This is a genomic window from Hahella chejuensis KCTC 2396, assembly GCF_000012985.1.
GTDB classification, from domain to species: domain Bacteria; phylum Pseudomonadota; class Gammaproteobacteria; order Pseudomonadales; family Oleiphilaceae; genus Hahella; species Hahella chejuensis.
The window spans coordinates 3,249,679-3,272,153 of the sequence record NC_007645.1; the positions used below are offsets into that span (position 1 = coordinate 3,249,679).

The window sequence follows — 22,475 nt, forward strand, 5'->3', positions numbered from 1 at the left end:
CGTGGGTAGGACGTGTCAAAGGCGACGACGGGACCGCGCGTCGTCGTGCAGCCCGTCGCCAATGGTCAGTGGGTTAGACGTTTAGAAGTCTTCGAACGGCTTGATTTCGTCTTCCGCTTTGGGATCGTCGTTGGCGGCGTCCTCTTCCGCATTTTTCTCGGAATTCTCGATATCTTCGCTGACTTTTTCGCTGGCGGCCTGATTGCTTTCGATCTGCGCCTTCTGCTCGCTGGAAATGGTCTGATCGAGGGACTCTGTCAGTGCGGAGGTATTGGCCTGAATGTCTTTGAATGCGCTGGTCTGCTCGGTGACGACATCATGGAGATTCTCTTCTGTGGCGCTGTTCAGCGCGTCATTGGAGTTCTTGATGCTGGTGGCGCTGGATTCCAGTTGCTCCAGCTGTTGGCCATTCATTTCGCTTTCATATTGCGCCTGAATTTCCAGCGTGCTGGCTTCGGCTTTCAGGCCTTCTTCCAGATTGATGGCGTTCAGGTTGTCATCAATGGAGCCCCGTTCAGAATTGATTTCATCCAGCGCGCTTTCGGTATCCTCTGGGGCGTTCTGCTGGCCATTGGTGAGCTTCTGCACGGCGGTGTCGATCTTCTCGTTGAGGGCTTTCTCTAAAGCTTCCTGCTGTTGCTTGAACAGATCCTCAGTGGTTGGCTCTTTGGCTTTGCCGCGGTTTTTGACCCACTTGAAGATGCCGTACAGGGTCGATCCTGCGAAATGCAACATCATCACCGCGCCGCCAATGGTCATGATGGAGTTGAACACCTGCGCGGAGTTTTTCGGGTGGAACAGGGTATTCCAGAATTCCGAACTCTGGTCGGTGCTCAGTTGCGGAGAGTCGAACCCAATACAGGTTTCCCCGGCGATGCTGCCGGTTATAACCGGAATGATTTGGGTGTCGGACGGGTTTTGGGTGAAGACGCGTTTCAATTGAAATGTGCCTTTCACCGCTACGTCTGGGATATCCGCGTTTACGTTGTCCACAAATAAGGCGTTAGTGTAAGTCAGCGTTTTCGCCTGTGATGAGTCAACATCCACGGTGCTGGTGTCAGTGGGATTTTTCGCTGGGGTAAAGGTGCAGGTGTAGCCCGCATTGGGTTTGCTGAGATCCAGCGCGGACGGTTTGGTTAAAGAGAGCGTGCCCACAAAGGACGTGGTCTTGCTGTCGCTGCTGTACAGGTAATAGGTCGTACTGTCATATTGCGCCCACACGAAAGGGAACTTGCTGTAGTAGGACTCCACCGCGACCAGGCCAGCCAGGGTGACGTTCTGGAAGCCCTTGGTGGACGCAAAGAAAGCATTGACGCTATTGGTGATGGAGTTCGCCACATTGTCGGAAGAATTCGCGCTGCCGTCCGCCTGACCCTGCGCCGTGGTTTGCGCGCCGTTCATGGCGGCTTCATAGTTCTTGGTTAACTGGGAGGTAGGGTAGGCGGCGATGGTTTGATAGAAAGTGGCCGCATTTGCGATGGACTGTTGTTCGGCGGTGGTGACAGTCTGCGCGGGAAAGGTCACGGGCGTGCCGAAAATATTTTGCATGACGCCGATATTGTCTACCGGGAAGTACCAGCTGGAGGTGCTGGCCAGCAGGTTATAAACCAGCGAATACTGCTGCTGTTTGGTATTGGGATCAGTGTAATACTGATCCAGATAAACCGTTCCGGAACCGTTCTGACTGATAACGGTTCCGCCTTCGAGCAGAGAGAGAATTTCCAGATCCTGATCGTAAACACTGGCGTTCTGTGTATCGCCAGGAGCCTGTGCGGTAGTAGGAGACAGAATGACGATATCAGAGGTGCAGTTATTGGTGATCACACACTCTTTGCTTTGGTCCGGTTTAGTGGTGGAAGCGGCTGTTGACATGGTACTTGTCCTTGTTAATCGTTGTAGTGAATAGAGAGTCCTTCGTACTACAAACTTCGCCTTGCGGCAGTGCGCGCGCTTCCTTACTCACGGCGCGAGAACAGAGGGGGTTCGGCTTATCTCGCATGTCCCGGAGAAGCGTGCGCGGGAACGCGCCATACTTTTCGGCGCATACTCAGAGGAATGACTCCCCTGATGCGTCATAACTGTTTAGTCAGGATTATCGGTTTAAGCAAGGCGACCACGGAGAAAAAACTAAAACAGTTTTGTCTTACTTTTTATGGGCTGATCGCGGCCGGTTATATCGGGACGTCAGGCCATTGTTATATATTGATTTATGATTTTTAGGTTTTTAATTAATGGCGCGTGAGTTATAAAAAATATTTATTCTATAAATCTAAAAAGTATATGCGACATCCCTGAAAGTTAAGCCGAACGATTAATGTGATAAGTCAAGTTAATAGTTTAAGAAAAAGATTAATAAGAGAAACTCAATGACATTATTGATGTCTACGCCTATGTTCACGGAAGAGCCGCGAGTTTCGCTTGTAGGCGCCGAAGCGTTCAAGGGCGCTAGAGTGCAAGAGGGCGCCATATCCTTGCGGAAGGACGCCATTATGGGGGGGAGGAATAATGTCGGCGTCACTCTTTGTGGGATACACTAAGGCGCTGATTCGGGGTTTGTCGCCTCGGAAATCGTTAAGGAGAGTTGAATCATGATTTCAGGTAGCTGCCTGTGCGGCAGAGTGAAATACGACATTACGGGAAAAGTGGGCGACATCATCCATTGCCACTGCCGAACCTGCAGAAAAGCCCACGGCGCCGCTTTTTCCAGCGTGGCGCGAGTCGACGACAATGACTTCAACCTGAAAGGCGCTGAGCACCTGAACGCCTTCGAATCCTCCCCGGGAAAATCCCGCTTCTTCTGCTCCCATTGCGGCACGCAGGTCTACGCGAAAAGAGAAAACACCCCCTTCATCATTCTACGACTGGGCTCCTTGGATAATGACCCACAATCCCAGGAAAAAAGCCACATCTGGGTCTCCGACAAAGCAAGCTGGTATGACATCAATAAAGAGCTGCCGGTGTATGAGGAGTATGAGTCGTAGGCTTGTGCGGGCTACAGGTATACCGTCTTAAAACATCAATGGGGTGTGTCTGTTGATCTCCATGCGTCGGTTTGCTCCAGTGTGCGTGGAGAATGGAGAAAAGTGCAGGAAGTTGTCTATTTATCTGACTCCCTTTCTTGGATGGATGAAAACGAGATACATTACCTCGTCAAAGGATTAAGCATTGTTGATGGTGATATAAAAAAGTCTCTTGGAAAGGATGCGTTTATATATATTGAAGAAATAGACTTTAATGAATGTGACTTTCAGCCAGAGGGGCTATCCTGCGCTATGGCTGGCTGGGTCAGAGAATATCTCGGTTTGTCATTGAAGGAAGTCAATGTGGAGTTTGATAAACAATCTAGGCGTTACAGGTTTTCTATCAATGGCGTTGATTTGTAGATCCACGATGACAGGTTGCTCCTAGTAATCAAGGGCCTTTCGTTACCTAAAGCAGCCTTGGGTTGTTCTGTTCTCTCTCGTCAAGCAGGTTCTCCCTAATTCTCTTGAACCCCTTCCAGAAAGTGATGTAGAACATTTAATTTCATCTTAACTTACTGTTTATACGCCAGTTAATTTACTATCGAGGCATCTTGGCGGTGTTTGAGCTGAGAGGTTAATGCGCCGGCTTTTGTTGGCGTTATTGATCATGTTGTATGAGCAGAAAGAGGTATCCAAAGGGGATTTATTTCCTTTGGGAGAAATTAGAAGTTTGGCGAGTAAGGAGAACAGAAATGCCAGATGCGAGAGAGCGTATTTCCGAGGCGACCAAATCCAGCAAGAGTTGGTTTGGTCAGCTGGTATACGGAACGAACAAGTTTCTTGCGGAGAATAAAGTGCCTTTGAGCGATCAAAGCGCCAACTTTGTGATAGAAAACGCCAGAAAAGCGAATGACGGCGTAATTTTTTCCAGCACGGCGCATAGACGGGAAGCCTGGCACTGGTTGCGGGAATGGCGCAAACCGCAGGATATGCAGCTGAATAACGCGATCAGCTCCTTGGACCCTAACTGGTATCTGAGAGGCGTTGTGTTGAATACGGCGGCTTCGTTTTGGAATTGCATCGACCCCGCCAGTGAAGGGCTGGAGTTCGCGCAAACAGGATTCGATCCAGGCGTTGACGCCTATAATTTATTTAAGCGTTCTGCAGGCTAGGACCTGACGGATTTTTGCCAACGCTGCGCGGTGATGCGCAGCGTTATTGGCGCAATTAGACTTTATCCCCCATACCACAGTGTCTTGGTCTGCACATACTGCTCCAGTGCTTCCAGGCCTTTGTCCCTGCCGCCGAAGCCGGAGGTTTTGTAGCCCCCAAAAGGCGTGGCGATGTCGCCTTCGGAGAAGCAGTTGATGGAGACGGTTCCGGCTTTGATTGCGCGGGAGACCCGTTGCGCGCGGCGCAGGTCGGAAGTGTAGAGAGAGGCGGCCAGACCGTAATTGGTGGCGTTGGCCAGATGAATCGCCTCGGCTTCGGTTTCGAATGTGGTGACTGCGAGCACGGGGCCGAACACTTCCTCCTGGAACAACGTCATTTCCGCCGTGACGCCATCAAAAATCGTTGGCTCGACACTCATTCCCGCACCCAATTTCAGGGCTTCGCCGCCCCGTATCAATTTGGCTCCTTCCCCTTTCGCGGTTTTGATGTAACCGCAGACCTTCTCGAAGTGCGCCGGCTCGATCATAGGTCCGATAGCGGTTTCCGGATCTTGTGGATCGCCGACTTTCCAGCCGTCCACCAAGCGCTTTTGCAGTATCTTGAGCAGCTTGTCTTTTACGCTTTTGTGAACGATCAAACGAGAGCCGCAACTGCAGTTTTCACCCATGTTCCAGAATGCGGCGGAGAGAATACTGTCCGCGATTTCCTCCAGCGCGTAGCTGTCTTCAAACACAATCTGCGGGCTCTTGCCGCCGCACTCCAGCACGATTTCCTTCAGGTTGCTTTGCGCTGAATAAGTGAGGAACAGACGACCCACCTCGGTTGACCCCGTGAAAGACACCATGTCCACGTCGGGGTGCAGCCCCAAGGGTTTTCCGGTTTCTTCACCGAGGCCGGTGACAAGCGTCAGGACATCTTTCGGTACGCCCGCTTCGTGGGCCAGTTGCACGATGCGGTAGGCGCTTAGAGAGGTCAGCTCTGCGGGCTTGATCACCAATGAGTTGCCGGCGGCGAGGGCGGGCGCCGCTTTCCAGGCCAGCATCAGGGCGGGGAAGTTCCAGGGCAGCACGGCGCCGACGACGCCGATGGGCTCCTTCACGATCAGCCCAAGATTGTCGCTGGCGGTGGGGGATATTTTCCCGAACAGCTTGTCGATGGCTTCGGCGTACCAGGCGATAGTGTGAATGGTGTCGGGAATGTCGGTATTCAGACACTCTGTGATGGGTTTGCCGGCGTCCAGGCAGTCCAGCGCCGCCAATTCCTCATGGCGCTCCTGTAGCAGCGCCGCCCAGCGCAACATAATGCGTTTGCGCTCAGCCGGCGACAGTCTCGACCATACGCCGGATTCAAAGGCGGCGCGACCGGCTTTCACCGCCGCGTCCACATGGCCGCCGTTGCACTGTTGCACCCGTCCGATCACTTGCTGGGTGAACGGATTCAAGGTATCGAAATGAGGCTCATGGTCATCGTCCAGACCTGGGATCAGCGCGCCGGCGTATAGTTGAGCGTCCCGCGCCAGTTGAAATACGTCTTCTTTTTTTAAGGGCATGATGTTGCTCCGTCCCTGTCGTTATGAATTTACGATGGCGGCCGCCAGAGCTTCCAGAAACTCCGCTTTGTCCTCTTCGCTGATCGGCGCCAGTGGCGGACGGGTGTCGCCAACGGGATAGCCCAGATAAGCGCAGCCGATTTTGGCCTTCTGGTTGTAATCCGCTTTCTCCTGATTCTTGAGGACAGGAAGGATCTTGCGCATGCCTTCGCGCAGGCGCTGATAGTCGCCAGCTTGCGCCGCGTCGATCAGCGCGACATGCTCCTTGGGAAGATAGTTGGCCGCGCCGCCGATCCACGAACGCACGCCCCAGAAGAAATAATCCGCCGCCTGATCATCGGAACCACACACAACCTGAAAGTCAGGCAGGTCGGCGTTGATCAGCGTCAGTGCGCGGCTGAAGTCGCCGCTGCTCTCTTTGATGCCGATGATGTTTTTGTCCCGGGCGAGTTCCATGACCGCTTCTATGCCGATTTCTACGCCGGAGCGGGCGGGAAAGTTGTACATGATGACCGGCATTCCCACTGTCGCGCTGACGCTTTGATAGTGCTGAATAATTTCATGCTGCTGAGGCAGACAGTAAATGGGCGGCGCCAGCATCAGGGCTTGATAGCCCATCTCTCTGGCTTCCTTTGCTTTGGCGATGGAGCCGGCGGTGTGGGTGTCGTTGACGCCGGCGATCAATAACGCGCGTTGACCGACATGTCTGGCGATATACGCCATCAAGTCGCGGCGCTCCTCCACGCTGAGCGTGTAGTACTCGCCGGTAGTGCCGCAGGCGACGACGCCGCGTACGCCGGATTCTATGAGGTGGTCGAGCAGTCGGCCCAGCGCCGGATAGTCAATCTGATTGCGGTTATCGAATGGAGTGACGACAGGAACCAGTACGCCATCTATGTTCATCCTTATTTCCTTTGCGATTGATCGTTTTTGTTTTTCCATCCAGCCGCCTTGGTTAAGGAAAGGGGCTGGGCTGGAGTTATCGCTCTTCATCTTATGCAAAGCGTATATTGTATACAATATACATTTCCGGGAAATTTAGGATTCTGGTTCCCGGGGGAGAGACAAACCGTTATCAACGGCCAAACCCGAAAGCGTGGCTATGGCGAGGATAGATGAAAGGGAGAGCGAGTGCGGGAAGGAGCCGGAGAGCCGGGATGTAGCTGAATCTGACGGAGAGTTGGCGTCCTTGCCATGGGGGAAATGTCCCTGTCAAAACATGAGGAAGCGATGCCTTGCCCGCATCAACGAGGGCCGGTTTGCGACTTCAGGACAGAAGGCAGATTGGCGGCGCTATCCAACTTATAGGGATACATATCGATATCGTAAAAAACGCTGTCCCCCTCATCCCGTTTCGGGTCGGTGGCGGACGAGCTGGTATAGACGTTGCCGGATGCGCTCATGTAGCCGGATTCGTTCCAGTGTGGGGAGCGGGCGTTCTCAAAATGGTTATTTTGAATTAACCCCTGCGCGCCATTGGAGGTGCTGATGGAGAAATAGGTGATGTTATTCCAGTAGTTGTTATATATGTGCGCGCGAGTATCCCAGCCATACAGCTTCGGATTGCGGCCGGAGGCGCGATCCCAGAAGTTGTGGTCTATCGTGACCTGGGAGTCCTGCGCCAGCATGGTGTAGTGGTGTTGATTCCCGCACACATAGGGATTGTAGCCGTCGAAGTGGTTCCAGCTCAGCGTTAGGTTACGGCTGTTCCTGATGTCAATATGACCATCGCTGATCATTCTGGTCCGAATGTGGTCCACCCAGATATGACTGGCGTTTTCAATGGTGATGCCGTCGCCGGCCTCCACCAAGTGTGGATTTACGCCTTCGATTGTTAAGTTTTTGACGATGATATTTTTTACGCCGTTAATAATCAGTGTTGCGCCGATGATGCGACTGTTTGCGCCTTGGCCCATCAGCGTTTTATCGGATTTGATATGTATCCGGCTTTCATCGCGGTTGACGGATACGGTGTCGTTGGTCGCACCGCCAAGCTCCGTACATGTCTGGCTACCGACCGGGACTCTATAGAAAGTCTTGTTCTGGTCCTGATAAGAAGGGCAGGTCATGGCGCATGCGCTGACTTTGCGCACTGGCGTACGGCAATCAATGGCGGTGTTGTCAGGAACAATCACCGTTTTAGCGCCCTCGGAAGTCAGGGCGGTAGTCAGCGTCTGACAGTTGGCGGCGACAACCGTGGCGCCGCCGGCTCCACCAGTGGTGGCGGCTAGGCCGTCAGCCCCTTTCTGTCCGGCGAAACCGCTGGCCTGGCTGCACTCGCCATCGACAGGATTGAAGTACCAGCGCTGCAAGCCGCTGCCTATGTCCGCCGACTGTACGATGCGGGCGCCCATATCCCGGGATTGCGCGGTGAGCGCTTTCTCGGTGTGGCGCGCCCGAATGCTGTATCCGCCAGTGCTCGACTTCACCAGGGACCATTGCTGGTTGAGACCGCCCCAATACGGCCATTGGATAAGCTCAGCGTTGTCATGTTGAGCCAGGTAGAGGACATCCAGCGCCAGGTTGGAATGTATGGCTTCAATTTTCAAGGCGCCGCCGCCGACATCCGTGACTCTGAACTTTTGATTGGCGGAACCCTTCGCGCGCCACTGTACCACCGCCGCTCCGTCCGCTTTGCTGTAGCCGCTGATATCCAGAACCAGTCCGGTTTCCCTGTTTACGATGCTGTAAGTTTTACCGCTTATTGGCGTTGCTTCACAGTTGGCCGCTTCAGCATATGAAGGGGAGAGCAATGTGCCGGCGAGTAATGACAGGCTGACAACGCAAAAGCCTATCCTGTGTGTTTTCATGTTCATCTTTTTCCCTGGAATTATTTACTTTGTATATTTGAGGAAACGGAGGGTGAATTGAATATATTTTGATGGCGATGAAGAGTATATGAAACAGGATTTCTTTTGTGAGGTTTTTCACGGGAAAAGATAAATTAACTTTGTTTTTGTAATTATTTATTTGAGGTTTATATTTAATGGGTTAAGCCTAATGGTTTATTTTGTTGCGAGAGCCTTGGGTTCAACCAATAAGTGCAGCGCCGCTGGGCGAAAGTGATTTTCAATAAATCATCCGCTTTTTTTAAGTTAACAATATTAATTAAATGGAATTCAATTAAATAACTGTGCGACAGATATTTGCAGTGCAAGTGTATATTTATGGTTTGGGTATGTTTCGAGTAATACTTATTATGACACTCCTTTCAGGGAAGTCAGGCGTGGAGTAGACGCCTGACTTTTCGATTTTTTAAAAGCGGCTCAGACGCAAAGACTGTATATCGACAGTTGGCGTCTGATCTGTCGCCAACTGACGCACTAACTCGCCGGTCAGCGCCGCCTGGGTCAGTCCCAGATGTTGATGCCCAAAGGCGAGGATAATCTGACGTCGCTCGCCGACACGATCAATGACCGGCAGTGAGTCGGGAAGAGAAGGGCGGAACCCCATCCAGGTCTCGCCCGGAGTATCGTCCAGGCTTGGCAGCATGGCGCGGGCGTGGGTGGCGAGCATAGTCGCTCTGCGCATGTTGGCGGGTTGCTTCAATCCGCCGAACTCAACGGTGCCGGCGAGACGCAACCCTTCGCTCATGGGAGTCATGATGAAGCGCCGTTCTGCGGAGGTCACGGGAATCGACAGGGACGCGCCGGCGTTGCGCAGCATCAGGTGATAACCCCGCTCTGTATCCAGGGGGATTGATTTGCCGGTCAGTTGTTTCACCAACGGTTTGGACCAGGCGCCTGCCGCCAGCACCAGTTTGGGAACCCGAATCTGGCCGTCGTCGCAGTGCAGTTGCACGCCATCTGTTGTCGGCGTGGCGCTTTTTACTGTCCTGTTTAGCACGGTTCCGCCCCGACTTTGGAAAAGCGCTCCCAGCGTGCGGGTGAGTTGATAAGGGTTGGCGGTATGCCCTGTCTCCGGGAAAAATACGCCATGTTTTATGGCGGAGCCCAGTCCAGGCTCCAGCTCTCGCACCTGACCGCCATCCAGAACCTGGGTTTTGACGCCGCGGGTGCGAAGCGTTTCGAGCGTGGTTTGATAGTTTTGAAAACTGGCGTTGCGCTCGAAGGTCAGCAATGAGCCATTGACGCGGATCTGGCTTTCCTCGCCCGTGCCCGCCAGCAGGCGACGCCAGGCGGGAAGCGAAGCGGCGTTCAAGGCTTGTAAGGCTTTACCGCTGCGGTTATAGGAGGCTTCGCGGGTATTGAGCATGAAACGGACCAGCCAGGGGGCGATATAGGGCAGGTAGGACCAGCGTATGGCCACCGGTCCCAGCGGGTCCATCAGCATGCCGGGAATTTTCCACAACAGGCCCGGCGTAGCCAGAGGGAGGATCTGTTCAGTAGCAAAATGGCCCGCATTGCCTCGGGAGCACCCTTCGCCGACGCCCCGACCGTCTATCAGGCTGACCTTCATGCCCGCTTGCTGCAGCGACAGGGCGCAGCAGACGCCGACTATCCCGCCCCCCAGTACCGTGATGTCCGTGTCCAGCTCTTGCATCGAAAGTCCTCTTCATTTGTGAAATTGAATATTGTATAAAATATACATTTATCTGGAGGCGGACAATCCGTAACCGGACGCTATGGTCGAAGATCTATAGACTCGCTCTAATGAACATCAAAGAATCACTGCAAAAATAAGACACGAAGGGACAAGGATATGAGAGAAGGCACGTTTTTCTGTATTGACGCGCATACCTGCGGCAACCCGGTGCGGCTGGTGGCGGGAGGTTATCCAGCCCTGACTGGAGCTAACATGAGCCAGAAACGGCAGTACTTTATGGAGCATTACGACTGGATTCGCCAGGCGCTGATGTTTGAGCCCCGCGGCCATTCCATGATGTCTGGTTCTATTGTGTATCCCCCTTGTTCCGAGGACGCCGACGCATCGATCCTGTTTATTGAAACCAGCGGCTGTCTGCCCATGTGCGGACATGGGACCATTGGAACCGTCACGGCGGCCATAGAGAACGCCATTATTCGTCCGCGGGTTCCCGGCAAACTGATCCTGGACGTGCCGGCGGGCAAAATCGCCATTGAGTATGAGCAGCAGGGCGCTAAAGTTGAAAGCGTCAAAATCTATAACGTGCCAGCTTATCTGGCGCACAGCGAGGTGGCGGTGCAGGTTCCCGAAATGGGCGAGTTGGTGGTGGATGTCGCCTATGGCGGCAACTACTACGCCATCATCGATCCGCAGAAGAACTTTCCGGGATTGGAGCATTTCAGCGTGGATCAGATCCTGCGCTTCAGTCCGTTGGTGCGTCGTATTGTCGATGAAGTGGTGGAGTGCGTGCATCCCGATGATCCGACGGTGCGGGGCGTGTCCCACGTGCTCTGGACCGGCAAGCCCACGCAACCCGGCGTGGACGCCCGCAACGCAGTATTCTACGGCGATCGCGCCATCGACCGTTCTCCCTGTGGCACCGGCACCAGCGCGCGGATGGCGCAGTGGTTCGCCAAAGGCAAGCTGAAAGTCGGCGATACCTTTGTGCACGAAAGCATCATCGGCAGCCTGTTCGAAGGCCGGGTGGAAGATGTGGCGACTGTGGGGTCGTATCAGGGGATACGACCCAGCGTACAGGGGTGGGCCAGAGTCTATGGCCACAACACCATCTGGGTGGATAGCGAAGACCCCTACGCCCACGGGTTTGAGGTGAAGTAGGCGGTGTAAGTCTCTATCAATTTCAACGCTCGCCGCCGTGAATTTTCTTGACTACTGTGGAGAGCGCCTAAAATGTTACTATCGCCGTTCTTTGACACCGGGATCATTTATTGTCCGTTATGAGCACCGCAGCCGTTTATAAAACCCGTACACAGATGGTCGCAGATATCCTGCGTAAGAAAATTCTCTCTGGAGAAATTGTGGCGGGAGAACCTTTGCGACAGGACGCCATCGCCAAAGAGTTCAAAGTCAGCCGTATTCCGGTGCGAGAAGCGCTGTTGCAACTGGAAGCGCAGGGATTGGTTTGCTTCGAGCCGCACAAAGGCGCCACGGCGACGGAACTGCGCCCCTCGGAAATTCGGGAGCTGTTTGAGCTGCGGGCGCTGATTGAATGTCACGTGCTGGAGCAGGCCATCGATAACATGACTGACCAGGACCTGGCGGCGGCGGAAAAAATTCTCAAAGCCTTCGAGGAAGCGGTGGAAAGCGGCGATCAGGTAGAAAGCTGGAGCGAGCTGAATTACGAATTGCATGCCGCCCTTTATCAGCCCGCTAACCTGCCTCAGGCGATGGAAGTGGTGCGAAGCCTTAATATCAAATCCGACCGCTACATCCGCTTGCAACTATTGTTTACCACCGGCATAGAAAAAGCCGAAAGGGAGCACGCGGATTTATTGGAATTCTGTCGCCAGCGCGACAAAAAAGCCGCGTCGGCGTTGCTGAAAAAGCATATTCTGGAAGCCGGCCAGGCCATTCATGACCTACTGAGCGAACAGGCGGGCGGCGCGAGCCACTGACACAGCAATATCGCCGCCACGCTTACAGTATTATTAATCAGGCGGCGATCCCCGCCGCCTCTCTTCTTTGCGAACGACTCTGGCGCGGCAAGCGGATCAGACGTCTGTCCGCGCTTTTGATCGCGCCGCTTTTCTAACGCCTGCGCCAAGCAAGCCTAAAGATAACAGCGCCCAAGCGGCTGGCTCTGGCACGTCATGGGGCTCGCCGGCGTCAAAGGGCGTAAACTCGCCGGCGATCTGCAGGCCGGTGATAGCGCCTTCAAAGATGGCGAAACCAAAGCCCAGGCCGAACTCGCCGCCGACGCCAGCGATGCTTCCGTCTACGGGATACTCGTCAAAATCCACCTGATAATAGATGCCGTCACCCCAGGAGCCGTCCGCTCTGTAGCGGCTATTGGGCGCATCCGGCGCATAACCGATCTCGCTGTATGCGGTCAGCAGTGCGAAGCTCAGATCTTCAGTGCCGTAGAGGGTCAGCTGATAGGGCGAAAAGCTGGCGCCGGAGAAAAAGACGCGGTTGATGCCGTCAATATCGTCCGGCGCGGCGCCGACTCCAGAGTTTGAAAGTTCGTTGCCGCCGGCATGATGATAGAGGGCATCCGCAGCATGGTCTGTCCAGGCGACGCTGGCGTCAAACTGTTGACCTTGTTCATCGCGCAAGTGGGTTGGGGTGTCGCCCGCCACGACCTGATTCCAGTGCGCCCCGCCGGCGCTGAGAATTCCGTCCGCACCGACGTAGGCGGCTTCAGCGGCGCTCGTCGTGAAGTCGATATTGATCACTGTGGCGGATGCGGGAAGCGCGCAAAGTGCGAACATGGTTGGCGCCAGGGATCGGCTGAGTTGTTTCAGTAGGGGATTCATAATGTGACTCCAATACGTTTGATGAGCGATTCTCCCAGTGGTCTGGAAGAGCGTTATACGTTGCGAGCGATGGTTGCTCTGCGTTGGAGTGAACTTTAAGAGATCAGGCGCGGGCCTTACTTGTAAATATCCGCTGTCTTCATGTCAAAAGCGCTCATTAAGAGAGCGCAAACGTCGAGCCGCGTCATTCCTCTCTGACATAGTCACGCAGATACGCCAGTAATTCCGGCACGCTGATTTCGGAATAAGCCTGCGCCAGTTCGAAGTAGCCATACTGGACCCAGTCGGCGTACCACATGCGATTATGGGACGGACTGTTAATGGTGATGAGATCCTGCCCAACCGCCAGGAATTCTCTGGGGCTCATGCCGTAGTACATTTTCACCGATTTGTTCAGATGCGACAGATCGTAGAAACCCGCTTCCGCCGCCGCATGGGTCAGGTTATGAGCGATACTGTAGCGCTCGAAGAAATACTGCAGGCGGCTGACAATCTTGTATTTGTTGTAGCTCAAGCCGTTTAAAGCGCTGAACAAGGTCATGAATCGGGTCGGGCTCAAATGCACTTGCGCGGCTATCTCGTCGACGGACAGATCGCTGGTTGGATTGCGAATGATATGCGCGACCGCCCTGGCGATACGCTTATCGTATTTCTTCAGCGTAATGAGGCTGTCCTCTCCATAGATGGCGTTGAACAGACACCAGGTGGCGATGGGATGTGGTATGTCGCTTTCGTCAAGATAGAATAAGGTTTGCTGCAGAGAATCATTATCCAGCTTGTAAATAACGCCTTCTGCGCAGAAGTCCCAGGAGTAATTGCGTAGCAAAAAGACATGATCTTCCGCGGCGGGATTGAGTGTAAGCAACGCCATCCGCGGCGCTTCCGAACTTATTGTAAACGGTTTGTTGGGGGCTAGCAGAAAGGTATTGGAACAATATCGCTCTCCCATAATTTCAATGACGAACGGCTGACTCCCCATTAACAGGGTGGGCGTAATACCCATTGAATGATGCGGCTGGCGTCGACCGTTGTAAAAGAGCAGGGACTTATCGCCCCATTCGTAAAGCTTTGGCTGCATGAAAGTGGATAAAAATAAGATAAAAAAGAGATGACAAGGCGTTATGTTAGCAAATGCGCGCGAGGTCAGCTTGCAATAACCTGCTGTGTCGGGGCTTGCAGGCTTGGTTTAAAACCACAGATAAACGCCTATAATCATTCAACAAAACGGATTTCCCCTGACCATCTGCAAGCTGGCTGACAAAACCCATCATGGCTACTCTCAAATACGTACTGGCGCCCCTCTGTTTATTATTCGCCGCCGCTCATGTGAACGCGGAATATTGGTGCGGCTACAGTGATGACAACATTCGCGACTGGCGGGTCAATAAGGCCAGCGAATGCCGCCTGCCGACAGGGGCGGGGGAGTTAGTGCTGATCGAGGCCGAAAAGCACTTCAATGTATCCAGCAATACCTGGTTTACGCCGGTGAAGGGACGTCATCCTGGCGCTATGTTGCGCAAGTGCGAAGGGGGCAAGGCGACCACTTTATCCGGCGACACCATGCTGACCACCGCTAAACTGCAAAAAATCTGTAGCCTGCAAAAAGACGGCGCGCATGACCTGCTGACTTCCGAGGGCGTTCAGGCGACAGTGGAATGCCAAAGCTATCAGGCCACGAATATTAAAATCCAGACGGAAGCCGGCGAGAAGGACTGTGGCGTGCCGGAGGTTCTGAAGGTGGCGACGCCGCATTTTAAAATTGAATCCGCCAAATATGGGCTCGATAGCGCGGACGTCACGCGACGGGGCATCGCTCCGGAAGAGGAGCTGTGTTCGCTGGCGGTGACGGACCCAACCTATCCTGAAGACCTCACTATTGCGTTTGTCTGGGGCGACGCAGCTTGTCATTTGACCACCTACTACAAGGATAAGCACGCCTGCGGCTGGTTCGCTAACGATAACGGCATGCGCGGCTCGAAGATGTCCAATTTTTACGCGCAACCGATTCTGGCCAGATTGTGCCAGAAGACGAAGAACGGCGAAGTGGCGGTGACCAAACCCTTTCGGCGTCTCGATAATCATGATGAGAGCCTGTCCTACGTGAAGGGCTATATCCAGTGCGCCAAAGGCGCGCCAACGGGCATCAGGCTGGCGATTAAACCCCTGGTTGGCGAAACTCAGGAAAAGCAGTGTCCCATACCAGAGGCGTTGCTGAAGGATAAGCCCGTTCATAAATCCTGACCGCCAAAGAACGGGCTCAGTGAGTCCCGTCCTCTTTGTTCTTGTTGCTGAGTTGCGTTTTGTTGTAGCGGTGTCTCAATTCGCCAATCGCTGCTGCGCTCAGAATGAGGACAATAACAAGTGCTACGTTCATGGGGTTTCTCCGTTTGCGTTGTTGATGAAACGGATGTTAGGGCGACCCCATGCGCCGCTGAATCTCGCGGCTATCCAATCGCTCTCTAATTTATCTCAAATTTATATTAATGCTTATAAATCAATGAATTGACAGGCTTGCACGAGTGTGAATCCAGGGCGCTCAATCGAACAAATGATTGTCGATCAGCACAGCGGAGACCTCGCTAAGCGGGATCACCGCATCAAAGGCTTCCCGATTGCGCAGTTCCTGCAGGCGGATCACTTTGGCGCCGACCTCTTTCAATACGCCGTGTAATTCGACGCCGGAGTTCAGCAACACACCGATTTTTTTATCCGCCTGTCCGCGCAGCACGTCCTGCAGGGAATCATTTTCTTTGATCACCAGTTTGGGCTCGGCGGAGAGCGGCGTCGTCGAAACAAGAGCGATCAAAAACCCAAGCAGCCAGGTTTTAGCATTCATGGTTAACCCCTTTGTCGTTGCAGACAAATAGAAGGAAGCTATTTGTCCGCCTGATTAATAATATAGCGCGCAGGTCTTTTCTACGACGGCGCCCACGACGGGCTTGAACGACAGCTGAATAGCCTTGGGCTGCTGCTGTTCGCATAGCAGATAGGCATCCAGTGAAGTTTTGTCATTGTGCTCCGGTCGCCACCAGCCCGCCGGCGTTAAGGCCAATTTGTCCGCGCCGGCGGCGCAGTGGTTATGCAGTTGGTCCTGGGTGAAGAAGTCGCTCACCGTCGCCCCGGTGCGCTGCGCATTGTGACTGACGACGCCGCATCCGACTGGGTTGGAGCCGCTGTCCGCACAGCGTCGCGCGCCCCATATCCAGCCGAACTCGATGGTGTCGATCCAGGTTGGATCTTCTGCGTTGAGAGTGCAGCTGGCGTCTTCATCGATACCGAAGTCGGCGAGTTCGTCACGGCGAACTCCGTACCAGTAATCCGGATCTTTGACAGCGTTAGGATGATTCATCGTTAATGCGGGCGGCAACGGGCAGTGCTTTTCCGCCGTCGGCGTTTGCAAATGAATGGATTGCGGCTGGTATTCCGCGCAGACCAGCGACGCGCGAGCGCCGCTTCGCTCGGCGATGTCGACTTCGCCGTCCCTTTGCGTCATGCAATGGTTTTTCAGGGTGACGAAACTCAGCAGGGTATTACTTTTATGCCCCAGCCTCTTATGGTTGCTTTCGCAGAAGAAGATGTCGCCGGCGATATCGCCCGCGTCCGGCGATTGATAGTAGGACGAATTGATCTTCGCCATGCGCTCGCCGATGGCCAGTCCAAACTGCCCTTGTTCCGTCTCCAACATGCAGGCGCTGGCGGGATCGATTCCCAGCCGCTCCATCCTACCTGTGTCGACGCCGCACCAATAAGCCTGCGCCGGGGGCGCATCCTCGCGCCCGTACATCAGTTTGCCGATAAGCGCGGTCCCCGCCAGCAGGAGTAACGCACCGCCCAGCATCATGGACCTTGCGCGTCGCGGTGGGGCGCCGGGCGTCATTGTATGGGGATAGGGAGTCACTTCCGTTATTGGTTCTGGCGGCGGCTCCGGCGCGTTATCCGGCGTACTGGTCTCCGGCTCGGGAGTCGGAGCGGGTGCAGGCTCTGCGGAGGGCGGGGGCGTAATATCCTGTCTGGGCGCATAGGGTATGACGGAGACTTCCTTGAGCAGGCGATACCCTTTTTTAGGAATGGTTTCGATATATTCAGGGGCTTCGCTGCTGTCGTTAAACGCTTTGCGCAACTGCCAGATGGCGGTATTCAACGCCTGCTCGCCGACATATTCGTTCTCATTCCAGACTTTCTGGATCAAGGTCTCCCGGCTCACCGTTCGGCCGGGATTCTCCGCCAGCGCGAGAAGGACTTTGCAGACTTTATCGCTCAGCTGATGTTCCGCTGCTTCGCGATAGAGACGGTTCGTTTCCACATTGATGCGCCACTCGCCAATCTGCATTTCTTCATAATCTCGGTCGGTCATGGGCGCTCCTGCGCTGAAAACGGTTGGACTGCATTATACAAATCCTTTACCGGATATCAGCACTGGAGTTAAGAGTTATTCTCAATTCACTGGGCTCGCCCAGGGGGTTCAAGCCACGCAGATCTTAAGTTCAGACTCGCTCAGCCATAACTGCGAGGGGCAGATGCCGAACAATAATTTGTGGCATTTATTTAAGTGCGCCAGATCCGCAAAACCGGAATCATGGGCGGCGGTGGTCAAATTACGACTGCGCGAAAACTGTTTGATGAAATACAACACACGAACCCCCAGGCGAAAACGCGAGAAAGAAATATGGGTTTCCTGCTTGAACAATCGACTGAGATGCGCGGCTGAAATCGGCATAAGTTCCGCATAATCGTCGATAGATTGGGAAAGATCCGGGTTCTTCAATAATAATTCGATTAACTTGCGAACTCGGCGATCCATTAAAGGCGGAGCAAGTGGATATTGTTTTGGATTAAGAATCTGATCCAATATCTCCCTGGCGTCATCGGCGCTCGGGCGTCTCTTATATAAGTCCCGGAAAGCGCGCGCAATGTCGCAAGCATCCAAAAAGTCAAAAAGAAGACCGTCCTGCTCACAACAATAATAGTTATAGATCAGGGTGGTTTTAATATTGCGCCAGAAATGAGAAGACACAAATGCAATGCGCTGGTTGCTTATAATAAAGTCGCAACGGGCATTAGCGGGAATCATCAGGCAACGAGTGGAAATAATCTCGCCACTCGCCAGTTTAACGTCAAATTCATTATCCAGACTGACAATGAAACTATCCGCAATATGGCGCCAATGATAGGTCCCGTCAAAGCGACCCATATAAAGACATAAGTTGTTCCAATGATAATACAGCGACTGATCCATTTTTCACCTCACGCATCGATAACATGTCAATGCGATCGATTATCGAGAGGCGACGTTTTTCATGAATCTCGCGGGTATCCGGTTTCTATCAAATTTCTCTCAAATTTATATTTATCCTTTAAAATCAATAAATTGATTGGGTGGTGTTGGCGCTTTAGACCTTGGATTCAATCAATAGCTGCAACTCTCAGCGAATCCAGTCACAAGGTTAGAAAAAAGCCGGCGCAAGGCCGGCTTGGAATCGGGCGCTACTTGGAGGCCAGGTCAAGAGGCCTTGCGACGGCGCGCCGCCAACAGGCCCGCCAGGCCCAGACCGAACATTCCCAGAGTGGCAGGTTCAGGACACTCTACAGTGTCGATGGTCAGCATTCTCAGTTTGAAATGATCGTTCAGTTCGTTGCACAGCTCGCCCAACTCACCGAAGGCCGGATTGTAAGCGCCAATCAACCAGAACTTGGAAACCAGATCCGTGCTGGTCGCGGTTTCTTTGGTCATGGTGTTGGAGTAATTGCCGGCCACGCTCCAGCCGTCGCTGAGCAGTCCTTCCCAATCTTTATCATTCAGATTGTAGGAAGAGGAGCCGCCTGTGTAGGCGAGTAGAGACACGTCGGAGTCGTAGGCGTACCAGCCGTTTTGAAACGAACTCAGGCTGACCGCTTCAGAGAAGGACAGCATGATCATGTCAAAATCGCCGTCGCGACCGGGGTCATTGTCAGTGGAATGTTCCGGGGAGGCGCAACGAGTCTTGCTGTACTCGTCGTCGTTGCAGACGCCAAGTCCATTCCAGCGACCCAGGCGGGCGTCTTCAATTTTATCGTCCGCAGGACCTTTTGTGTCGCTCCAGCCGGTTACAGTCAGGTTCAAACCATCTTTCGAATAGGAAAGAGAGTTATTGTATGAGCCGTAAGGAACGCCTTCAGTCAGGTCCCAGGTGATTTGGCTTGCATAGGCGGAAGACACCGTCAGCGCTGATAATAACAATCCCTTGGTTAATGTTTTTAGCATATGAATACTTCTCTCCATTGTAGATTTACTTAACAAAGCAAATCGACCTCAGCAACTCTTATGCCACCCGCAAATATCAATGGTTTCAGCTATATAACAAGTTTTTAATGTCAATTAATTTGACAAAACATAGAGCGGAAATAATGTCGCTTTAATGTGATTAATAGTTACATATATAGAGTGTATCGATTATAAAATGGCCAAAAATAAACAATGTTAAGCAAAACTAATCTAAACCTTATAGTTAATAAGTTGGGGCCTCTCTAATTGGTTCTCCGTTAAGGGATAGTCTCTTGGGGATAGAGCAATGAAAAAACCTAGGGTTTTCCAGTGTAAAGGTGGGATTACACTGAAAATGACCGCTTTATACCCTTTTGTTTAAAGGGGGGTTGGAAACTGTCAGCAAAGCATTAAATCAGTAAAAAACGACAGGCTATTCGAACGTCAGAATGTAAAAAGGCGATAATGGAGACGCGCCCATTATCGCCAAAGATAAAGCAGTTAAGGCTTAAAGAAACAGATTATTGGAGATAAAAGTTAACTGTCTTCTCTTCGCTCCATACGCGCGTCGCATGCTCGCCCTTTATGGAAATGACATAGCTGCCGGTTCGCCAGTTGCGGTAGGCGCTGGCGGGCGCCAGTTCCACGCTGTAGTTATACGAGTACGGGGCGTTGGAGGAGGTGGTGGTCAGCACGTTCCAATCGCTCCAGCACTGACTGGTGGTGGAGCCTGTCGTCGGGTTGATGCATTGTCCGTTACGGGTGATCTTGCGCTGGAAGCGCGACATCTTGTCGTTACTTTTCACATTCCAGCGAAACAGAACGTTGCTGTTGTCGCTTTTGCTCACTCTACTGGGAGACACAGAGGCTTGACTCAGCTTGAATGAACCTTCGCCGGTTATGTTGATGAACGCCGAATTGCTCAGCTTGCCCCTGTCGTCCTCCGCCACGACGCCCCATTCGCCGGTCTGGGGCAGCAGGTTATCTTTGGTTTTGAAAGACACGCTGTAAAGGGTGTATGAGCGATAATCGGCGTCGTACTCCACCCGGGATGAAAACGCCGGGGCGCTGCTGGTGACCGCGGTCGTCAACAGGTCAATGGTTTTTGCCGGCACGGATACTCCATTGGGCTTTTCCGTCAACCAAAGACGCTTGATCGGCGTTAAAGAAGTGAACTTATAGTTATTGCTCGCCTGATTGACCACTTGGGGGAAGAAGCTGCCGTTGATGCGGAAGTGAGGATCGCCGCCGCCGGCGAAATTCTCAATGCGCTCCACCCAGCTCTGATCGAAGAATAAGGACTCGTTGACGCCCGTGTTGTAACGTCCTTTGAAGGGGGCGACCAAACGCGGCGACATATCCATATGCGTATGCGTGCCGCGCAATCCCGCATCGCCAGAATAGCCAATTCGCGCCAGTCGTTGCAGGGAGCTGACTCGCGCCGGCAGCTGAATGCGGGAGGAGGGCGCAGGCGCGCAGTTATCCGGATATCCAGTTACATCGTTGATCATGACTGTCCCGCACTCCAGATGCAGCAAGCGCATGCTCATTTTGCTCCAACTGGGAATGTCGTCAACGCACTGCTTGAAGGCGGAGCCTGATGGAAACGCGCGAGCGCAATCTTCCGGCGTTTTGTTCAGATAGGTGGTCAAGAACAAATGATTGCCCGACGACCCCACCGGTTGGTTGGGGGCGTCTTCTACGCCGTCGTAAATGCCTGTCACAAAGGTGTCGGCCCCTTTCGGGAAAGGGTTAACGAGATAGTTGCCGGATTCACCGGTTTTGCCGAAATCAATGAAGCTGGTCCAGAAATCCGTGCCGCTGTGTCCATCGTAAACCGGTTTGCTGGCGTCTCCGTCGTACGGCTGAGTGCTGGAGGTATGGCTATGGTCATAATAGCGCCAGATGCCTCGGAACTTTTTCCGTTCCACGGGTAAGGTGATTTTCGGATAGTAGCGACGGGCGAACTCTTTAGGGTTGCTGTAAAACAAGCTGCTGGCCTGCGCTTCGGTAATGGCGCCGCTTTGCAGGTCTTTCCGCAACGGATTGCTAAAGTGATAGTCCTCAAAGCGCATTGTGGACGCTTTCTGCGCCGACTCGTCTGCGTGGGCGATGGTAACGACAGCCGCGGCGCTTATCGCCAACGCTAAAACGCCAGGGAATGTCCGCATAAATAATTGTGGTGAAGAACGGTTAGATTTTGTTGATAGAAATGAACGCGACATAGATAAATTTCCTTTTACTATGATTGGATCTGCGCTGAGGACGCTCTTCGTGCGGTCTCTGTCAACGCAGCGAAGCGAAGCCATCTTATCCACGAGGCATCTTCCTGACTTGTAAAAAAACGGCGCCTTTGGCGGCCTGAGATCTTGCGTCTCGAAGCGCGCCAATGACGGTTGTAGTTATTCTGTCATGTTCATGGGGTATACCTGTCGATAGCGTTTCTCAAATCCATTCTGATGCACGAATGGCCCCTTCAAATACTCAACAAAAGTCAGTTATCTATGCAAGTACGGTTGGTTGATCACTCTTGGTTGGCTGCCGGGGATGGAACTCTGGATACGGGGACGATGTTGTCTCTGGTCAATCGCAAGCTGGAGCAAATCAAAGACATTGCGCAATGGATTGTACGCAAAAGCGGAGAATGCGCCCTGGAGCGGGTGCTCAATTACACTGCCTTGATGAATGCGCTCTTGCGTTGTAAGGACTCTCTCTCAGACCATGACGACGGCTTCAGCCAGGAAGTTTTTTGTGCGCTCAATGCGCACGCCACAGTACAACTACTGACGGCGGAGCGGAAAATTCATTACGAGTTTGGCCACTTGGGCCTGTAAGCGAGCGGTTTCTCTAAGCCTCGGCAAGCAGGCGTTCAAATACAACCGCCACACTTTCCCCGTTCAGGATGAGCCTGAAAACCCTATTCGCGCCTCAGAGTTTTTCTATGCACTGATAAGGACATTACGCATGACTTTGGCTCCTCATAGGGGGGCGATCGCCAGGTTCCGATAGCAGGGCTTGTGCGCCTTATTGGCGCAGCATGGATCATGGGCGGCGATTTCTCCATCATGGACTATTTCATTTGGAACGAGATTCCTACAGCATTGGGCAATCTGGTGGGCGGTCTGGCTTTTACAGGACTGACCCGGTACAGCACCCACTACAAAACAGCGCCCAAGCGCAAACTGGCGGCGTCCGGAAAGCAGGCAATCGCTTGATTCAAAACGTCC

At 53.2% G+C, this 22,475-nt stretch carries 20 protein-coding genes; 8 read left to right on the plus strand and 12 right to left on the minus strand.

Annotated elements, in window-relative coordinates:
- Positions 1-81: 81 nt before the first annotated feature.
- Positions 82-1,872 (minus strand): hypothetical protein, encoded by a 1,791-nt coding sequence (locus HCH_RS14205; protein WP_011396990.1) that lies wholly within the window; start codon positions 1,870-1,872, stop codon positions 82-84.
- 716 nt (positions 1,873-2,588) lie between these two features.
- Here HCH_RS14205 and HCH_RS14210 point away from each other — a divergent pair.
- The 3 genes from HCH_RS14210 (at position 2,589) to HCH_RS14220 (ending at position 4,135) form a co-directional block, all read left to right on the plus strand.
- On the plus strand, positions 2,589-2,981 hold the full coding sequence (locus tag HCH_RS14210) for a GFA family protein (protein ID WP_011396991.1): 393 nt from the start codon (positions 2,589-2,591) through the stop codon (positions 2,979-2,981).
- A gap of 102 nt (positions 2,982-3,083) precedes the next feature.
- A complete protein-coding gene (locus tag HCH_RS14215; RefSeq protein WP_148212569.1) occupies positions 3,084-3,383 on the plus strand; it encodes a hypothetical protein in 300 nt (99 codons plus the stop codon).
- Between the two features lie 332 nt (positions 3,384-3,715).
- A complete protein-coding gene (locus tag HCH_RS14220) occupies positions 3,716-4,135 on the plus strand; it encodes a hypothetical protein (RefSeq protein WP_011396993.1) in 420 nt (139 codons plus the stop codon).
- A 62-nt stretch (positions 4,136-4,197) separates the two neighbouring features.
- Here HCH_RS14220 and HCH_RS14225 read toward each other — a convergent pair whose 3' ends face one another.
- The 4 genes from HCH_RS14225 to HCH_RS14240 all read right to left on the minus strand — a co-directional run bounded on the left by HCH_RS14225 (position 4,198) and on the right by HCH_RS14240 (position 10,188).
- The gene (locus HCH_RS14225) at positions 4,198-5,685 is read right to left on the minus strand and encodes an aldehyde dehydrogenase (protein WP_011396994.1); all 1,488 of its coding nucleotides are present in this window, start codon (positions 5,683-5,685) and stop codon (positions 4,198-4,200) included.
- A 21-nt stretch (positions 5,686-5,706) separates the two neighbouring features.
- Positions 5,707-6,588 carry a 4-hydroxy-tetrahydrodipicolinate synthase gene (dapA, locus tag HCH_RS14230; protein WP_011396995.1) on the minus strand — a complete coding sequence of 294 codons (882 nt, stop codon included), beginning with the start codon at positions 6,586-6,588 and terminating at the stop codon, positions 5,707-5,709.
- 341 nt (positions 6,589-6,929) lie between these two features.
- Positions 6,930-8,495 (minus strand): RICIN domain-containing protein, encoded by a 1,566-nt coding sequence (locus tag HCH_RS14235; RefSeq protein ID WP_041599570.1) that lies wholly within the window; start codon positions 8,493-8,495, stop codon positions 6,930-6,932.
- A 445-nt stretch (positions 8,496-8,940) separates the two neighbouring features.
- Positions 8,941-10,188: an NAD(P)/FAD-dependent oxidoreductase gene (locus HCH_RS14240; RefSeq protein WP_011396998.1), complete on the minus strand. Its 1,248-nt coding sequence runs from the start codon at positions 10,186-10,188 to the stop codon at positions 8,941-8,943.
- 159 nt (positions 10,189-10,347) lie between these two features.
- On the opposite strand from HCH_RS14240, the gene HCH_RS14245 reads away from it, so the two are divergent.
- Complete coding sequence (locus HCH_RS14245) at positions 10,348-11,349, plus strand: 4-hydroxyproline epimerase (RefSeq protein WP_011396999.1); 1,002 nt, start codon at positions 10,348-10,350, stop codon at positions 11,347-11,349.
- 119 nt (positions 11,350-11,468) lie between these two features.
- Positions 11,469-12,146, plus strand: a complete 678-nt coding sequence (locus HCH_RS14250) for a GntR family transcriptional regulator (protein WP_011397000.1) — start codon at positions 11,469-11,471, stop codon at positions 12,144-12,146.
- Positions 12,147-12,242: 96 nt separating this feature from the next.
- On the opposite strand, the gene HCH_RS14255 is transcribed toward HCH_RS14250, so the two are convergent.
- On the minus strand, positions 12,243-13,007 hold the full coding sequence (locus tag HCH_RS14255; protein ID WP_011397001.1) for a PEP-CTERM sorting domain-containing protein: 765 nt from the start codon (positions 13,005-13,007) through the stop codon (positions 12,243-12,245).
- Positions 13,008-13,191: 184 nt separating this feature from the next.
- Entirely contained in the window at positions 13,192-13,878 is a 687-nt protein-coding gene (locus HCH_RS32375) for a helix-turn-helix transcriptional regulator (RefSeq protein ID WP_049780954.1), read from the minus strand.
- A gap of 398 nt (positions 13,879-14,276) precedes the next feature.
- On the opposite strand from HCH_RS32375, the gene HCH_RS14265 reads away from it, so the two are divergent.
- Positions 14,277-15,248: a hypothetical protein gene (locus HCH_RS14265; protein WP_011397003.1), complete on the plus strand. Its 972-nt coding sequence runs from the start codon at positions 14,277-14,279 to the stop codon at positions 15,246-15,248.
- Positions 15,249-15,543: 295 nt separating this feature from the next.
- Here the strand turns inward: HCH_RS14265 and HCH_RS14270 are convergent, their stop codons facing one another.
- From HCH_RS14270 to HCH_RS14290, 5 genes are all read right to left on the minus strand, one after another.
- On the minus strand, positions 15,544-15,843 hold the full coding sequence (locus HCH_RS14270) for a hypothetical protein (RefSeq protein WP_011397005.1): 300 nt from the start codon (positions 15,841-15,843) through the stop codon (positions 15,544-15,546).
- A gap of 54 nt (positions 15,844-15,897) precedes the next feature.
- Positions 15,898-17,361 (minus strand): winged helix-turn-helix domain-containing protein, encoded by a 1,464-nt coding sequence (locus HCH_RS14275; protein ID WP_011397006.1) that lies wholly within the window; start codon positions 17,359-17,361, stop codon positions 15,898-15,900.
- 108 nt (positions 17,362-17,469) lie between these two features.
- Entirely contained in the window at positions 17,470-18,243 is a 774-nt protein-coding gene (locus HCH_RS14280) for a helix-turn-helix domain-containing protein (RefSeq protein WP_011397007.1), read from the minus strand.
- A 264-nt stretch (positions 18,244-18,507) separates the two neighbouring features.
- Entirely contained in the window at positions 18,508-19,248 is a 741-nt protein-coding gene (xdp1, locus tag HCH_RS14285; RefSeq protein ID WP_011397008.1) for an exosortase-dependent surface protein XDP1, read from the minus strand.
- A 521-nt stretch (positions 19,249-19,769) separates the two neighbouring features.
- Positions 19,770-21,392 (minus strand): hypothetical protein, encoded by a 1,623-nt coding sequence (locus HCH_RS14290; protein ID WP_041598663.1) that lies wholly within the window; start codon positions 21,390-21,392, stop codon positions 19,770-19,772.
- Positions 21,393-21,752: 360 nt separating this feature from the next.
- On the opposite strand from HCH_RS14290, the gene HCH_RS14295 reads away from it, so the two are divergent.
- Complete coding sequence (locus tag HCH_RS14295; RefSeq protein WP_148212570.1) at positions 21,753-22,082, plus strand: hypothetical protein; 330 nt, start codon at positions 21,753-21,755, stop codon at positions 22,080-22,082.
- 183 nt (positions 22,083-22,265) lie between these two features.
- Entirely contained in the window at positions 22,266-22,463 is a 198-nt protein-coding gene (locus tag HCH_RS33150) for a hypothetical protein (protein ID WP_011397012.1), read from the plus strand.
- Positions 22,464-22,475 lie beyond the last annotated feature (12 nt).

What these genes read in the sequence shown, in the direction of transcription:
- HCH_RS14255 (WP_011397001.1), bottom strand. Translation starts at nt 13,007, where the DNA reads ATGAATCCCCTACTGAAACAACTCAGCCGATCCCTGGCGCCAACCATG.
- HCH_RS14235 (WP_041599570.1), bottom strand. Translation starts at nt 8,495, where the DNA reads ATGAAAACACACAGGATAGGCTTTTGCGTTGTCAGCCTGTCATTACTC.
- HCH_RS14220 (WP_011396993.1), top strand. Translation starts at nt 3,716, where the DNA reads ATGCCAGATGCGAGAGAGCGTATTTCCGAGGCGACCAAATCCAGCAAG.
- HCH_RS14275 (WP_011397006.1), bottom strand. Translation starts at nt 17,361, where the DNA reads ATGACCGACCGAGATTATGAAGAAATGCAGATTGGCGAGTGGCGCATC.
- HCH_RS14225 (WP_011396994.1), bottom strand. Translation starts at nt 5,685, where the DNA reads ATGCCCTTAAAAAAAGAAGACGTATTTCAACTGGCGCGGGACGCTCAA.
- HCH_RS32375 (WP_049780954.1), bottom strand. Translation starts at nt 13,878, where the DNA reads ATGGCGTTGCTTACACTCAATCCCGCCGCGGAAGATCATGTCTTTTTG.
- xdp1 (WP_011397008.1), bottom strand. Translation starts at nt 19,248, where the DNA reads ATGCTAAAAACATTAACCAAGGGATTGTTATTATCAGCGCTGACGGTG.
- HCH_RS14240 (WP_011396998.1), bottom strand. Translation starts at nt 10,188, where the DNA reads ATGCAAGAGCTGGACACGGACATCACGGTACTGGGGGGCGGGATAGTC.
- HCH_RS14210 (WP_011396991.1), top strand. Translation starts at nt 2,589, where the DNA reads ATGATTTCAGGTAGCTGCCTGTGCGGCAGAGTGAAATACGACATTACG.
- dapA (WP_011396995.1), bottom strand. Translation starts at nt 6,588, where the DNA reads ATGAACATAGATGGCGTACTGGTTCCTGTCGTCACTCCATTCGATAAC.
- HCH_RS14205 (WP_011396990.1), bottom strand. Translation starts at nt 1,872, where the DNA reads ATGTCAACAGCCGCTTCCACCACTAAACCGGACCAAAGCAAAGAGTGT.
- HCH_RS14295 (WP_148212570.1), top strand. Translation starts at nt 21,753, where the DNA reads ATGCAAGTACGGTTGGTTGATCACTCTTGGTTGGCTGCCGGGGATGGA.
- HCH_RS14265 (WP_011397003.1), top strand. Translation starts at nt 14,277, where the DNA reads ATGGCTACTCTCAAATACGTACTGGCGCCCCTCTGTTTATTATTCGCC.
- HCH_RS14280 (WP_011397007.1), bottom strand. Translation starts at nt 18,243, where the DNA reads ATGGATCAGTCGCTGTATTATCATTGGAACAACTTATGTCTTTATATG.
- HCH_RS14250 (WP_011397000.1), top strand. Translation starts at nt 11,469, where the DNA reads ATGAGCACCGCAGCCGTTTATAAAACCCGTACACAGATGGTCGCAGAT.
- HCH_RS14245 (WP_011396999.1), top strand. Translation starts at nt 10,348, where the DNA reads ATGAGAGAAGGCACGTTTTTCTGTATTGACGCGCATACCTGCGGCAAC.
- HCH_RS14270 (WP_011397005.1), bottom strand. Translation starts at nt 15,843, where the DNA reads ATGAATGCTAAAACCTGGCTGCTTGGGTTTTTGATCGCTCTTGTTTCG.